Source organism: Rania fehmarnensis, from assembly GCF_056494185.1.
The window spans coordinates 2,754,057-2,769,553 of record NZ_CM151398.1; the positions used below are offsets into that span (position 1 = coordinate 2,754,057).

At 55.8% G+C, this 15,497-nt stretch carries 10 protein-coding genes; 6 read left to right on the forward strand and 4 right to left on the reverse strand.

The window, feature by feature from the left end:
- Nucleotides 1-246 precede the first annotated feature (246 nt).
- Nucleotides 247-1,749: a rhamnulokinase gene (locus tag SH573x_RS09290; RefSeq protein ID WP_479354408.1), complete on the forward strand. Its 1,503-nt coding sequence runs from the start codon at nucleotides 247-249 to the stop codon at nucleotides 1,747-1,749.
- Between the two features lie 127 nt (nucleotides 1,750-1,876).
- On the opposite strand, the gene SH573x_RS09295 is transcribed toward SH573x_RS09290, so the two are convergent.
- Nucleotides 1,877-3,184: a hypothetical protein gene (locus tag SH573x_RS09295; protein WP_479354410.1), complete on the reverse strand. Its 1,308-nt coding sequence runs from the start codon at nucleotides 3,182-3,184 to the stop codon at nucleotides 1,877-1,879.
- A gap of 437 nt (nucleotides 3,185-3,621) precedes the next feature.
- On the opposite strand from SH573x_RS09295, the gene SH573x_RS09300 reads away from it, so the two are divergent.
- Nucleotides 3,622-5,211: a hypothetical protein gene (locus tag SH573x_RS09300; protein WP_479354412.1), complete on the forward strand. Its 1,590-nt coding sequence runs from the start codon at nucleotides 3,622-3,624 to the stop codon at nucleotides 5,209-5,211.
- A gap of 382 nt (nucleotides 5,212-5,593) precedes the next feature.
- On the opposite strand, the gene SH573x_RS09305 is transcribed toward SH573x_RS09300, so the two are convergent.
- Together SH573x_RS09305 and SH573x_RS09310 are read right to left on the reverse strand one after the other, a co-directional pair.
- Nucleotides 5,594-6,925, reverse strand: a complete 1,332-nt coding sequence (locus tag SH573x_RS09305; RefSeq protein WP_479354413.1) for a DUF1552 domain-containing protein — start codon at nucleotides 6,923-6,925, stop codon at nucleotides 5,594-5,596.
- Nucleotides 6,926-7,048: 123 nt separating this feature from the next.
- Nucleotides 7,049-8,944, reverse strand: coding sequence for a DUF1592 domain-containing protein (locus SH573x_RS09310; RefSeq protein ID WP_479354415.1), 1,896 nt, complete (start codon nucleotides 8,942-8,944; stop codon nucleotides 7,049-7,051).
- A gap of 101 nt (nucleotides 8,945-9,045) precedes the next feature.
- Here SH573x_RS09310 and SH573x_RS09315 point away from each other — a divergent pair, with 101 nt between their 5' ends.
- Both SH573x_RS09315 and SH573x_RS09320 read left to right on the forward strand, forming a co-directional pair.
- Nucleotides 9,046-11,235 (forward strand): serine/threonine-protein kinase, encoded by a 2,190-nt coding sequence (locus SH573x_RS09315; protein ID WP_479354417.1) that lies wholly within the window; start codon nucleotides 9,046-9,048, stop codon nucleotides 11,233-11,235.
- Nucleotides 11,232-12,077 (forward strand): sulfurtransferase, encoded by an 846-nt coding sequence (locus tag SH573x_RS09320; protein WP_479354419.1) that lies wholly within the window; start codon nucleotides 11,232-11,234, stop codon nucleotides 12,075-12,077. Before SH573x_RS09315 ends, SH573x_RS09320 begins: the two co-directional genes overlap by 4 nt.
- A gap of 119 nt (nucleotides 12,078-12,196) precedes the next feature.
- Here the strand turns inward: SH573x_RS09320 and SH573x_RS09325 are convergent, their stop codons facing one another.
- Nucleotides 12,197-12,970 carry an enoyl-CoA hydratase/isomerase family protein gene (locus SH573x_RS09325; RefSeq protein WP_479354421.1) on the reverse strand — a complete coding sequence of 258 codons (774 nt, stop codon included), beginning with the start codon at nucleotides 12,968-12,970 and terminating at the stop codon, nucleotides 12,197-12,199.
- A gap of 14 nt (nucleotides 12,971-12,984) precedes the next feature.
- Here SH573x_RS09325 and SH573x_RS09330 point away from each other — a divergent pair, with 14 nt between their 5' ends.
- Together SH573x_RS09330 and SH573x_RS09335 are read left to right on the forward strand one after the other, a co-directional pair.
- On the forward strand, nucleotides 12,985-14,340 hold the full coding sequence (locus SH573x_RS09330; protein ID WP_479354423.1) for a sulfatase-like hydrolase/transferase: 1,356 nt from the start codon (nucleotides 12,985-12,987) through the stop codon (nucleotides 14,338-14,340).
- 16 nt (nucleotides 14,341-14,356) lie between these two features.
- Nucleotides 14,357-15,490 carry a M24 family metallopeptidase gene (locus tag SH573x_RS09335; protein ID WP_479354424.1) on the forward strand — a complete coding sequence of 378 codons (1,134 nt, stop codon included), beginning with the start codon at nucleotides 14,357-14,359 and terminating at the stop codon, nucleotides 15,488-15,490.
- Nucleotides 15,491-15,497: the final 7 nt, after the last annotated feature.

Sequence of the window (15,497 nt, forward strand, 5' to 3'; positions counted from 1 at the left end):
GACTAACCGATCTGTGAAAGAGCATCATAGCTGACGGTTCGCCGCTGAGGGGTGCAGCAATCTTACCCGGCAACAAGTCGGCGCATAGCCATGCGCGCGCGTTGCGTGAGTAACAAGTCGTCAACAATTGGTAGAGAACCTTATCCGCCTAAAAAAAATCGCGTAGAATCCACCCCCAGTAAATCCAACCTCAACTGGCTCAGGGGCATTATCACCCTTTTGCCACCCCCAGGAGTTTCCATTCGGATGAGTAGCAACAACGAGCCTGTTTACCTGGCGGTTGACCTTGGTGCGTCAGGCGGTCGCGTACTGGCCGGTAAAGTAAGTAGTCGCGGTGTCGAGCTAGATGAACTACATCGTTTCACCAACGGTGGACTTCGACAAGGTGCCCGCCTGGTCTGGGATCTTCTCGGACTCTGGGAACAAGTCTGTGAAGGCCTAGCCAAAGGTGCGGCCAAATATGGCTCTGCCATCAAGAGTGTTGGTGTTGACACTTGGGGAGTGGACTATGTGTTGCAAGATTGCAATCAAGATATTATCGGGCCATGCTTTCACTATCGCGACGCCCGCACTCATGGCATGATGGATGCCGCCTTCGATCGCATTTCCCGAGCCGACATATTTGCCGAAACGGGTTTGCAGTTCATGGAGATTAATACCATCTATCAGCTTTTCGCTATGCGCATGCAGCCCTCGCCGCTGCTAGATATCGCCGAGCGATTCATGATGGTGCCCGACTACTTTCATTGGCAACTCAGCGGTCAACAGACCAATGAATACACCAACGCCTCGACAACCCAACTATTGAATGTCGAGTCAGGCAATTGGAGTCGGAAAGTTCTCAACGCCCTCGAAATTCCTCATCACTTGTTTTCCCAACCTGTTCAACCCGGAACGGCACTGGGAAATATCACCACTGACGTCGTTGCGCGAACTGGTTTGAGATCGGATGTCCAAGTCGTTGTGCCTGCCACGCACGATACGGGGTCCGCCGTATTGGCAGTACCAGCGTCTTCGTTTGCCAGCGAGCATCCTGATTGGTGTTACATCAGTTGCGGAACCTGGTCACTGTTCGGAGCCGAGTTACCGCGGCCACGCGTAAATCCCATGTGCCAGATGTTCAACTTCACTAACGAAGGTGGAGTCAACGGCAGCATCCGCTTGCTGAAGAACATCTCAGGCCTGTGGATCGTCCAGCAGTGCCGCGCTCAGTGGCGCCGTGAAGGACACGATTGGAGCTGGGATCACTTGATCCAACTGGCCGAAGCAGCCTCGCCCATGGAATCGCTGATCGATACCGATGATCCCTCCTTGGCCGCGCCTGCCAATATGCCCGATGCAATTCGCGAGTACTGCAAACGCACCGGTCAGAGTGTGCCGCAATCCGAAGGCGAAGTGATTCGCTGTGCGCTGGAGAGTTTGGCTCTGCGCTACCGATTGGTGCTCGACTACCTCGAGCAATTGGTTGGGCAACCGTTTAAGACCATTCACATGGTGGGCGGCGGCGTGCAAAATCGTATGCTCTGCCAACTGGCCGCCGATGCCTGTCAGCGCCTGGTCATCGCCGGTCCGGTCGAAGCGACCGCGCTTGGCAACGTGATGATGCAAGCCATCGGTTCAGGCGAAATCGGATCCATCGAACAAGCCCGTGGGCTGGTCCGCGCCACCGCAGGCGTCCGCGAATACACTCCGCGCCGTGCCGGCCGCTGGGAAGAAGGTTTTCAACGCCTCAAGCAACTGGTGCTGTAACTGTTTGAGGGTTCGATTCTTGAAACGCTGAGACGCTGAGACGCTGAGACGCAGAGAATCGCAGAGAAGACCAAGCTTTCTCTGCGATGCCCTGCGATGCTCTACGAACTTTGCGAACTTTGCCAACTTATCGTTGAATCGTTCGGAGATTGCTTTCCAGTCGTTTGCGATAGAAGCCATCGTCACTGCTGCTGGTCTTGGCCTTGGCAGCCGTCATATCGACTTCGCTAGAAATGAGATTCACTTCCGCAGGCTGTTCGGCCGGGGCTGAGATGTTCTTGAAGCCAGCCAATTCTACGCGCGCTCCTTCGGTGAGCTCTCGACCAGCTGCCGATAAGCTTGGTGGATCGTTAGCAGCCAAGGTGTCACCCTTGGGCAATGGTCGACCGGCAAACTTGTCAACTTCGCCGCGACCAGCAGCGATCCAGCGATTCCATTGCGTTTGCAGCTTACCCAGCGTCTCGTATCCGTACTGATCGCGAACCGCGGCTTCCCAGCTGCGCGTGCGCATACCTTGTTCCAAGAAGGCCACAAACTTGCGCGGTCCGCCTTGCTCGATTAAGAACTCAACCACTGAGTGCCCTTGAGCATAGAGTGGCAGGATATCGGATGGGTAATCCTTCAAAGTGAACATGCGATTGAACGGCAATGCGCGACCCGACTGCATGAAGTTGACCAACATGTGTTTGTGCTTGCTCTGTTCGGCATCATGTTCAACTGTGGTGCACGCTCCTTCATCTGCCCAGCGTGGGACATGTGCGTTCAGCGGTGCAAAGTGACTGGCCAATAGCGTGTGCGTAATCTCATGCGGCAGCACACTGTCGAGAATGCGTTCGGGTGTGCCTTGCACCGACATCTGCCAATCGCCCACGTTGCCGTTGTAGAGAGCAAAACGCGTCTCGCCGCCCGCGCCCAACTTGGGACCAGCGGTCACTTGAATGGGACAGCGGCGCGACCAAGGGGGTAGCTCTTCGCCAAACCAGTGAATGGCCAACTCGCGTCGATACTTTTCGGCTGCCTGTGAAACGGCTGCCGTCAGTTTGGGGTCATGACACAGCACGACAAAGTTCTCGCTTTGGCCATTGCCACTGTCCTGTGCAGCGGCAGCGACTGGGCGACCTTCAGCGCTTACTACAGCGGCATCTTGAAAGGGTAGTGTAGGCACGCGCGAAGCTGGATCGGCGCTGGACATGTTGACCGCCCCGGCCCGCATGGCGCGCGGTCCACCGCCCGCTCGGGCGCCCGGCATCAGCATGCCACCTTGCATCACGCCACCAGGCATCATGCCAGGCGGTGCCATCATGACCGGTTGGCCCACGCTGGGTGCATAGACGGCCTGAGGATATTGCGCGTGAGCGACAGTTAAACTGCTCAGGTAAACAAATGAGCAGACGATGAGCGATCCCATCCCTGGGCCAAGTGTGCGAGCATCCATGCTCGAAAGCTCCTAGTGTGCGGCTGACTTCAAATCCAGTCGAAAGCCAGCCTAAGATGATTCTGGGTAGTGCCGCTAATCACTGTTCAGTGGCTTGAGTGAGCCAAGCTGCGGAGGCTCTCCCACTCAGACGGCAATGGCGAGTCTAGAAAGCTCGACCCTTCATCACTAGAGCAAAACTTGCCAACTAACATCAGATTAATCGTTATTTTCGTTACTAGCATTAGTGCCTCCCATTCAAGAAAAGTATTGCTAGCAAAGCGTATGGCCAAGCCTGACGTACCGTTGCTTTAGTCGTAGCGGAAGCCGTCAAGGCTTTCGGCCCGAAATGCTTGACGCATTCCGCTACGCACGCCCTGGTAGCGGAAGCCCTCAAGGCTTTCGACCCGAAATGCTTGACGCATTCCGCTACAAAACTTCAAACCCAATATCCGCCCATGCCCCGTATGACTCAGCTGCCACTATCCCCGAGCACATCGATCACACCAGTAGCTGGCTTGTCGTTCTGGCTGCTATTGTGCCTGGCGAGTTGTTTCCTGGCGTATGTGGCGCGATTGACAGAGGTCACGCACGATGCGTTTCATGAAATGGCGTTGGTGCGGCAATGGGTGGTCGATGGCATCTTTCCACGCAGTGATGTCTTTGCGTATACACCCACCGTGTCACCTGCCGTGCATCATGAATGGGCTACCGGCGCGGTACTCTACTTTGTGACGACCACAACTGGCTTGGGACTGTATGGCCTGACCATTCTGAAACTGTGTCTGATGGCCACGTTGTGGTCTGTGCTCTATCGCGTCGCGCGCCTGCGCGGGGTGCATCCCTATGTGTTTGCCATCTTCGCCGTCGTCGCCTTTCCTATGTTGTGGGTCGGATTCGCAACGATTCGCGCCACACTGTTTACCTTAGTCTTCTTGAGCATCCAGCTGTGGATGCACGAATGGGATCGACGCGGACATCGACTGTGGATCATCGCCTGGTGGGGCATGCTGGTCGTGTGGTTGAACATTCATGCGGGCTTCCTGGTGGGTTGTGGACTGCTAGGTATTCACGCGGGGGAACGTTTTCTACATACATGGTACCAACAGCGATCGGCCATGGCTGCCTGGCGAGCCACCTGGCATCTGAGCTTGACTGGACCGCTGGCGCTGGTGGCTCTTACTTTCAATCCCTATGGCCAGGAATACTTGCCGTACCTGATCAAAGCCATCAGCATGCCGAGACCGCTGATCGCCGAGTGGTGGCCGCTGTGGTACACGCATGACCCAGTCATCACGTTGGCTATGTTTGGACTCTCGCTGGCACTGGTGGTCGTTAGTCTGCGTCAGCAAGTATTTCATCCTAACTCGCTTCGTGGCAGTGCATGGAATCGCTTGCGCACTCATAACCTGTTGGGGCTGCTAGGTCTAACGATCTGCGCTTACCTGGCCATCAAACACTTGCGGCATGGATCCATCTATGCGGTAGTTTGGATTGCCTACGGACCAGCCTGGCTGACGCATTCGTCGCTGGGGCGGACCATGGTGCGATCGATGAAAGCCCAGCCGCGCTTGGTGACACGTTCCGCCCAATGCCTGATCGCGTGCAGTTTGTGCTGGGCGATTGTGCATCAGTTCTGGATCACCACCGTCAGTGGTGACACGAAACACCAGAGCGTATGTTATCCGCTGGGGGCTACGCGATACTTGCGCGAACATCAGTTCAGCGGGAACCTATTGACGCCATTTCATGCTGGTGCCTTTGTCTCGTGGGAGCTCTATCCGCAAGTCAAAGTCAGCTTGGATGGTCGCTATGAAGTGGCTTACGCACCGTCAGTCTTCGAACAACACTGGTCATTCTTCGAAGCGGAAGCCAATTGGCAGGAGTTGCTCGATCAGTATCCCCATGATGCAATTCTGGTCAATCAGACTGCCAAAGTCAGACCACTGTTGGAAACATTCCGGCAACCCGGTTCGCCATGGCGCTTCGTCTATGAAGACGAAGCTTATGTTGTCTTAAGCACGTGGACACATCCAATTCGGGATTAGGGCACTCTTCGTGTCAGGGCAAACTAAGCCCCGAACGAACTAAAGATTCTAAGAAAGAAAATCTGGGCAGCTCTGCGGACAGATTTGCGTTGGTGCGGGACTACCGCCAGGCCGCCAGCGATCCTCAAATCAAACCCAACCTGTAATCGGGGACCATTTTCTCCAGCCAAAGCCCTACGCTCGTGACAACAATACCGACTAGCGGACCCACCAACGGTAGCATCTGCGAACTCCATCCAAAGCGTGACTCCGAGGCTTTGATTGGAATCGTTAAGCTAACTAACTGTTATTCACTCGGACATGGTTTATGCCAACCACTCTCCTCGATTCCTGTTTGTGCCCTAATCCCGAATTGGATGTGTCCACGTGCTTAGAAAAATCCTCAAACCAGCACTTCACTCAGCACGCCAGTGGAATCTGAGAACTGATCGACCGGGATATCCATGGCCTTGAGCATCGATAGATAGAGATTGCACAGTGGTGTGTCTTCTTGATAGACCACGTGCTGGCCGGTTCGAATTCGGCCACCGGCCTTACCTGCCAGAATGATTGGCAGATTGTGAGGATTGTGGCTATTGCCATCGCGCAGGTCGGAGCCGAACATCACCATCGAATTGTCTAGCAAGGTTCGCTCGCCCTCTTGTATGCTCTGCATCTTGCCCAGCATATACGCCATCTGTTCAACGTGCCAGCGAGCGATCAACTCATACTGCCGCAGTTTGTCTGCTTCGTTCTGATGATGTGAGACTGAATGGTGAGCTTCGCTGACTCCCGGCAGAAACGCAAAGTTGATGTTGCTGACCGAGTTACCAAACATAAACGTCGACACGCGCGTGATGTCCGCTTGAAACGCCAAGACCATCAAGTCCAGCATCAAGCGCACGTGTTGTGCATGTTTTTCAGGAATGCGATCTTCCGGTTCGGGCAGTGCATCGAGCGAACTGCGCGGTTGCCAGGGCTGGCGATCGGTTCGCTCTAAACTATCGAGGCGTTGTTCGACCGAATGAATCGACTCCAGGTATTCGCTCAAGCGCTGCTGATCAGCCGATCCAAGCGACTGTTGCAGACGCCGGGCATCATCCAGCACCAGGTCGAGCAACCGTCGATCGCTGGTTGCAGTGGTCGCATTGCGATCGCTGGCTCGCAACAGGCGTTGATACACCAATCGCGGATGAATCTCCTTGGCCAGCGGACTGGTCGGACCACGCCATGAGATGTGTGCACCGTAGACGCGAGTGTAACCAACTACGCCATCGACCCCGACGGCTACCGGTTCGATCCCCAGTTCCAGCGAAGGCAATGGCGTATGCTGGCCGAAATGTCGCGCCGCGACTTGGTCCATCGAAATGCCATTGCAATTCAAATTGACTCCGACGGTCTTGTTGATCGTGGTGCCGGTCAGAATCCCAGCCGTCTTAACGTAATGCCCATCCCCCGGCGCGCTGTGCTTGTTCCACAAGTTGGTTAGCACCGTAATGTCGTCGTGAAAATCGCACAGTGGTGTCAACGTCTGCGAAAGTTCGAAGTTAGTGCCCGTACCGCCAGGCGTCCAACAGTCTTGCTTGACCCCGTTGGGCATAAACAGGACTGCCAACCGCTGAGGTGCTGCCGATACCTCGGCCGCTCGGCCCGCCGGCAACATGCACTCCAGCCAAGGCAGTGCCAGCGAAGCGCCCACTCCACGCAATACGGTCCGACGCGATATGGATTTCATGATGATGACCTTATAGTTGGCAGAGACGCTGTCGAATCAAAATTCTGGCTACGATGCCACAGGCTGGAAGCCTATGCCACAGGCTGGAAGCCTAATCCACAGGCTGGAAGCCTATGCCACAATTTACTGCTTATACCTAAACGGCACGCTCTTCACGATGCCTAGGATCAAGCGGTTGGCTTGGTAATCGTGGCTGGCCAGGTCGTCGCAGATATCGTCGATAACGCAGTAGTCGCTATCGACCAGTCCGCGGCCCAGCGCATAGCCTAACATTTTGGTAGTCAGTTGACGAACGAATTGATCTTTGCGTTCTAGCAACAACTTCTTGAGTCCTTCGGCACCCGCGATCGATTCACCGCTGGGCAATGCGCCCTGGGCATCAATGGCTTCGCCGTTGTCTTTATCACGCCATTTGCCAATCGGATCAAAGTTCTCCAGCGCAAAGCCCAGCGGATCCAGGCGGTCGTGACACGCGGCACAGGTGGCGTCTTGGCGATGGATCTCCAAGCGTTGCCGCAGGGTCTTGCCGGATTTGTCTTCGTCTTTATCGCTCAGTGGCGGTACGCCGGGCGGTGGCGCTGGAGGTGGATCGCCCAGCAACGTTTCCAACAGCCATTTGCCACGCAGTACGGGACTAGTTCGGTTCGGGTAGGAACTGACCGTCAACACGCCCGCCATCGTAACCAGCCCGCCCCGAACGCTATCGGCCGGCAGTGGCAAGCGTTTGAGATTCTGATTGACATCCTCTTTGATCGTATCACGCTTGACGCGATACAACCGAATCAGATCTTCGTTCATAAATGCGTAGTCGCAGTCAATCAATTCTAACAAGCTGCGGTTCTCTTGAAGCAGATACTCCAAGTGCCGCACGGGTTCTTCGCGATAGGCATCGGCCACTTCGTCGATCATCTTCGGATACAGCACCGGGTCTGGCTTGACGGTCCGACCTAGTTGACGTGTGCCCAACCATTGACCCACAAAGCTCTCGGTCATCTCGTGCAGCTTTTCGCTCTTGAGCATACGTTCGACTTGTTGTTCAATCTCAGCGTCACTTCCCAGTCGGCCTTCTTCGGCTGCCTTGCGCAATTCACGGTCGGGCATCGTATCCCACAAAAAGTAAGACATACGACTGGCGAGCGTATAGCCATCGACCGGCTTGGGTTCCTCGCCAATGTTTGCTGGTTCAAGCATGAAGAGGAAGTTGGGCGATATCAGCACAGCTTGCAACGTTGTCAACACAGCCACATCGAAGGTAGCCCCATCACTTTGGCTCGCGTTGAAGACAGCGACCAGTTTGTCTAATTGCTGTGGTTCGACCGGACGACGGTAGGCCCGCGAAGCAAAACGCCCGATGATTTCTCGCGCCGCTTGTTCTGCAGTGATATCGCCTTCGGGACGTTTGACAAAGATGCGTTTGCGAGCCGACTCATCGCGGGCCGCATACTCGAGTGCTTCTTTGGCAGCCGCCAGATACTTTTCGCCATGCATGGGCGATAGGAATAGAGTTTCGGCCGAGTTGTCAAAGCCTTCACCCCCTGCTCCATCGGCAGGTAGTTCGTGACCAGCATCAAAGTGAATGCCCAGCAGGTCACGCACGGTATTACCAAATTGATTGCGATTGAGTCGTCGCAGAGGCGATGGTCCACATTGCAAGCCTTGACTGCGGGCTTCACGCCGAAATGTCTCTGCGACCCATTTGGGGAACCACTGACGATCATCGATGGGCAACGGCGAGCTATTCTTGGGCGGCATGTCACCCTGCTGCACACGTTGCCGGATCTTGTCCCAGATCGTGCGCTGGGTTGTCATATGCGAGATAGACTGCTGGGGATCGACAAAACCGCTCAAGTCCAATTCGCCCTCGGGCTCGTGCGAACTATGGCAATCCAAGCAGTGCTGCTGAATCAAAGCGATGGCCCGCCCATGATCGCGGGCCACATCTTCTTGGGCAAAGACGCAGTGCGAGCCAATAAACAGTAGCGATATGCAAGCAGTCAATCTAGTTAGATGCCAGTTCACTGGTGCAATCGTCCTATCGAATCAAGTTCAAGAGCGTTATTATGTCACTACGATTATAGTCGACCACCGCGTCAACCCAACGCCAGTAGCGTGCAGGACCAATGGAACAAAGCCTCGATCAGACGATCGCACTGACGTTTCAGCACCTGGATGCTGTGCTGGCTCGCGGGCTAGAGATCTCGCCGGTCCAGCATGCAGGTCAGCTATTGCAGCTGATTCCCGAATGTTCGGATGAAGCACGCTGTCTGATGTTGGCGGAGCTAATCAAGTTGGATATGGCGCGGGCCGCCGAGCATGGGTTATCGCGTCGTTTAAATTTTTACGCGCCAGCTCTGAAACCTCAGTTTCCAGCTGGACACTTGCCCTTGGATGTCGTGTTGCAGGAGATTCAAATCCTGCGCCGGGCGGGTGAAGAGATTCGCGTCGATCATTATCAGCAAGCTTATCCGCACTTGTCTGCAGTTCTGGATGATGTGCTGACGCATCGCACGTTGACGACTGCACCCAGCCTGCTGACCACTGCTCCTAGCTTTGATGAAGGACAGCAGGTCGATGATTTCACCATCCTGCGAACCTTGGGCCGCGGGGCATTCGCTAGCGTATATTTAGCGCGTCAAAACTCGATGCATCGCCTGGTGGCGCTAAAAGTATCGCTGCGCGGCAGCGACGAACCGATTGCCCTCAGTCAACTGGATCACCCGAGTATCGTTCGCGTGTACGATCAGCGCCGGCTGAGCGATCCGCCTGTGATTCTCTTGTACATGCAATTTGTGCCGGGCGGTACGTTGGCTGAAGTCATTCGCGCAACCGCTTTTGGGTCGTCAACGGCGCTCACAGGTCGCGCTTTGTTAGATGCAATCGATCAATCGCTTTATTCTGCTGGCCAGCAACCTCCCGAACGCAGTGATGCTCGCGAGCAACTAGCCGCGATGAACTGGCCGCAATTGGTCGCCTGGCTCGGTGTACATCTGGCCGAAGGTCTGGCTGCTGCACATCGCGCGGGCATCCTGCATCGCGACGTTAAACCAGCCAACGTGCTACTGGCCGCCGATGGCATTCCCAAGTTGGCGGACTTCAACGTCAGTTTCTCCGGCTTGGATGGTTGTGCGGGAGCGGCCGTTCACTTTGGCGGTTCGCTGGCTTACATGTCACCCGAGCAATTGGAGATCGCCGATCCAGTCAACTCCCGTGCAGCGGACCAGTTGGACTATGCTTCGGATGTTTACTCCGTGGCTATGGTCCTGTGGGAATTGTGGCAAGGAGCGCGCCCAGTGCCCGCTACCGAGATGATCAGCAATTGGCTGTCGGCAATCGATCAGCAGAAGGCAATGCGCCGCGGCACGCCGATCACGCGTCGCACCTTTGCAGGTTCCGCTGAACGGGTCTTGGAACGTACGCTTCGCTCTGCACTTCATCATGCGCCCCAGTCCAGGCCGACGGCTATTCAGTTAGCCGGCAAGTTGCGTTTGGCCCTGATCGATCAAGCTGCCGCGCTGTTTGAACCTGCACCGGAGAGTTGGTTGGGGCAATTGCGACGCTGGCCCGTGCTGTTGGTGACGGCGCTCATTATCTTTTTGCCCAATGGTTTGGCTGGTCTGCTGAACTATCAATACAACTACAGCAACATTCATAGTCGTTATCCACACCTGGAGAGTAGCTTTGTAAAACTTTCCATTGCCGTGAATTTCATCTTCTTCCCCGTGGGCGTGCTTTTGTTGATATGGCTGGCCGGTCAAGTTGGACGAGCGATGCAGCGGGCGGAACGCGGTCAGGCTGTGCCGCCGATGGAAATTGATGGCGCTTGGAACTTGGGGCATCGCGCCGCCATGGTTGGTGGTCTGTTATGGATGATCGCCGGAGTAGCCTTTCCGGCGATACTCATGTCCTGGGATCGCAGCTTTACCTGGTATGATGCGGCCGAGTTCTTTTTGAGCCTGGCAATTTGTGGTGGTTTCGCTTGGATTTATCCTTTTTTTGGCGTATCGATCGTCGCCACCGAAGCCTATTACCCGGCGCTGATTGCTTCGACCATGACCGACGCAGGCTATGCCGCACGCGCCGCGAGCTTGAAACGCAGGACGACAAACTATCTATTAACGGCCGCAGCCATACCCCTGTGCGCCTTGGCGCTGCTGACACTTAGACGCGCCAACGAAGATATGCAGGACTTGTCCAACATCTTCTTGTTGATAGTTGTCGTACTGACCGCAGTGGCCTTGCCGTTTGCCTTTGTGGCGCATCAACGATTGCAGCAAACTATTGATTTGATCAAGCGAGTTTTTAACACATGAGCTTTACGAATATTATTACCGTCCAAGAGTTGGCAAATCTGCTTGCGCATTCAGTGCCACCGGCTACGGTAGTGTTTGATGCGCGCTTCAAGTTGGATGATACGGGCTATGGTCAGCGCGCTTATGATCAAGGGCACATACCCGGTGCATGGTATTTGCATCTGGATCGCGATCTATCGAGCCCGATTACGGCGGCCAGTGGTCGACATCCATTGCCGGATATCGAGGCGTTTACCCAGACGATGCGCAGGCATGGGGTTTCGGCTGGAACTCAAGTCATCGTCTATGATGACGCGGGCGGCATGTTTGCCAGTCGCTGCTGGTGGTTGCTAAAGTGGCTCGGTCATGCCAACGTAGCGGTGCTCGATGGTGGTTGGCCGGCCTGGGAGCGCAGCAGAAATAGTGCATCGCAGGACGCTCCTGTGTTGCCCGCAGCGGGCTCCTTTGTGGCCGCTCCCAATGACGAGATGATTCTAAGTGCGGATGAGGTGCAGCGCGGTTTGGAACTGGGCTCTATCGTCTTGTGCGATGCGCGAGCCCCAGAGCGCTATCGCGGTGATGTGGAACCAATCGACCCAGTCGCCGGTCACGTGCCCGGGGCCATCAACGTGCCGTTTGCACAGAATCTAGCAAGCGACGGTACGTTTAAATCGGTTGAGGAGCTCCGGACGATACATACTCGTGCAGGTGACTTGGTCCACATGTGTGGATCTGGAGTGACGGCGTGTCACAATGTGCTCGCCACCGCAGTAGCCGGTTTGCCGCTGCCCAAGTTATACGCAGGCTCCTGGAGCGAGTGGATCCGCGACCCCAATCGCCCCGTAGCCACCAACGCATCGTAGCCACCTTCGCATCGTAGCCACCGTCGCCAGACGGTGGACGCATTACATCGTAGCCACCGTCGCCAGACGGTGGACGCATTACGTTTGACTATCCACCGCTTGGCAGCGGTGGCTACGAATTACGGAAACTTGGGTGGGCGTTTTTCGGCAAAGGCATGCAGGCCTTCGCTGGCGGCTTCGGTTGTTAGGCTGGTGGCAGTGGCCGCCGCGCCGCTGATAAGATTAGTAGCCAGTGGTTCGCCGATCATTTCGTTCAGCAGTTTCTTGCTCAGTTGCAGTGACTCGGCGGCGGACTCGGAAATCTTTTCGCCCCAACTGCTGGCTCGGACCCAAATCTGATCGCTGGGGACCAGGCGATGAACGATACCCAAGCGATAGGCTTCGTCGGCATCGACTTCTTCGCCGCTGAACAGCATTCGCGCGGCCAACGATGCACCGTGCCTGAAGACGATCAGTGGGGCCACCAGACCCGAGACCAGTCCGCGTTTGGGCGCGGGCAATGAAAAGACGGCTCGCGAACTGGCGACGACCAAATCGCTGGCCATGACCAAGCCGAATCCCATGCCAATCGCGGCTCCGTCGACAGCCGCAATAATCGGCTTGGGCAACCGCAGCATGCACTCGATCAATTCGCGCATGCCTTCGGCGTCTTCGTGATATTGCTGCAGCGCCTGATGGGACTCGGTATCTTCGCACCACTGCGCCAAGTCGACGCCGGCACAGAAGTGCGGGCCCGCCCCGGTCAAAATAATGACGCGTACTCGCCGTTCTTGCCGCAAGTCATCAAACGCTTGAGTCAAGTCCGCGACCATTTGGCGGTCCAGAGCATTGCATTTATTGGCTCGATCCAGAATGATAGTGCCACAAGGTGCGTGTACTTTTACCGTTAGCATGAGAGAAGTACTTGATGTATAAAGTAAGTTACTTGATGTATAAACTATTGCTATTCGTCGGTTTGGCGGGGCTGGCTGGAGCCGCAGCTATCGCGACCAACAGTGCAAATGCCGGGGCTGCCCAGCCGGACTTGCCGGACATCGTTTACATTCTATCCGATGATCAAGCTTACCATGACTATTCTTTCATGGGGCACCAGCATATCCAGACTCCCAATATTGACCAGTTGGCCCGCGAGAGTCGGCTGTTCACGCGCGGCTATGTGCCTGACAGTTTGTGCCGACCATCGCTGGCCACAATTATTACGGGGCTCTACCCGCATCAACATGGCATCGTCGGTAACGATCCACCGCCGGCAGGTGGCCAGGCCGGCCGGCGGCCACGCAAATATACGGAACCGGCGTATCAACAGCAGCTCGAAGCGTTTCTCAAGGCGCACATCGATACCCTCGAAACGCTGCCCGACCGCTTGTCGAAACTAGGGTACGTCAGCTTCCAGACGGGTAAATGGTGGGAAGGTCATCCCAGTCGCGGTGGTTTCGATCACGGCATGACTCACGGAGATCACTCGCGCGGCGGCCGACATGGCGATGTGGGTTTGGAGATCGGTCGTCGCGGTATGCAACCTATCGTCCAGTACGTGAAGCAAGCTCGCCAGGCAGATAAGCCATACTTTCTGTGGTACGCACCCATGTTGCCGCACACCCCGCACGATCCACCAGCCCGCTTGTTGGATAAGTATAAATCGCTCGCTCCCACCGAGCCGATCGCCAAGTACTGGGCAATGTGCGAGCTGTTTGATGAAACGATTGGTCAATTGCGACAGATTATCGCCGAACATGGTCGGCCAGAGAACACGCTGATCGTGTATGTCACAGACAACGGCTGGATCAATTTACCGGACCAAAGCGCCTTTGCACCGCGCAGCAAGCGCAGTCCCAACGAAGGCGGAGTGCGCACGCCGGTTATGTTCCACTGGCCCACCAGGCTCGCCCCTGCTCGCGATGACGATCACCTGGTATCCAGCATCGATTTGGTGCCGACAACTTTGGCACTGTTGGGCCAACCTGCAGTGACAGAGCTGCCAGGCATCGATTGTCTGAACACAGACCAAATGCATGGTCGCGCTGCGGTCTTCGGCGAAATCTTCGAACACGATATAGTCGATATGCATGACGCCCAGGCCAGCCTGCAATATCGGTGGGTAATCTCAGGGAATGACAAACTGATCGTGCCCACCGCTCGCATGCCGGGCGAGTCGCCGCAACTGTATGATTTAAGAAGTGATCCGAACGAAGATAAAGACCTGGCCGGTACTCCCCAGGGCCGTCAACGTGTGGCGGAATTGCAGAGCTTGCTGAACCCGTGATCTCAAGTCGACAAATTTGTTCCCATTTTTAATCGAAAGCATCCTAGGTTTTATGGACTATCAGAAACGCCGCGATCGACTGCGGAAGTCGGTTAAGGAGCGAGGGGCTAGTGCACTACTGGTGACCAACTATGTCAACGTGAGTTACTTGACGGGTTTTACCGGCGAAGACAGTTACCTGGTGGTGCATGCTGATGGCGATCTGCTGATCAGCGATCCGCGGTACGAAGAGCAGATTGCCGAAGAGTGCCCAGGGTTGACGACCTTCATTCGCGCTCCGCAGGTGACCATTCTAGATGCAACCATTGGTCAACTGAGTGCTGGCCAATGGTCGCAACTGTTAGTTGAGGCCGATAGTATTACTTTGGCGACGTATGAAAAACTAAAGGAAGCTCTATCGGCGGTGGCGATTGGTGGAGCACGTGGCCTGGTCGAAGCGCTGCGCGTGATCAAGGACAAAGACGAGATCGCGCTGACGCGCATCGCGATCGACGTGGCCCAGCGTGTCTTTACTAGTGTGCGCGCGACGCTGCGAGGCGGGCAGACCGAATGGGAGATTGCCAGCGAGATCGATCGGCTAAGCCGCTTGCTGGGGGCCAGCGGAACCAGTTTCAAGCCGATCGTCGCCGTGGGGCCGCGCAGTGCGCTGCCGCATGCGGTACCAGGTACGCGGACGATTGATTCGGCGCCCTTTGTGTTGATCGACTGGGGAGCGACCGTTCGGGGCTATCGCAGCGACTTGACGCGTGTAGTGGTCACGGCTAAAATCCCGCCGAAATTTCAGAAGATTTACGAGACTGTCCTGGCCGCCCAGCAGGCGGCGATAGCGGCGATGCGGCCCGGTGTTTTGGTCAGTCAGATCGACGGAATTGCTCGTGAGGTCATCGACCGTCAAGGGATGGGCAAACGCTTCAACCATGGGTTGGGGCATGGCATCGGGTTGGACATCCACGAAGCTCCCCGACTGGGTAAAAATCAAGACCGGCCGTTAGAGCCAGGCATGATCGTGACGGTCGAGCCTGGAATTTACTTTCCGGGTTTCGGCGGTGTGCGCATTGAGGACGATATTCTGATTACTCGCGAAGGCCACGAAGTACTCAGCCACCTCCCCCGCACACTCGACGAAAACCGTGTAGAATTGCTCGTCTAAATGGCAG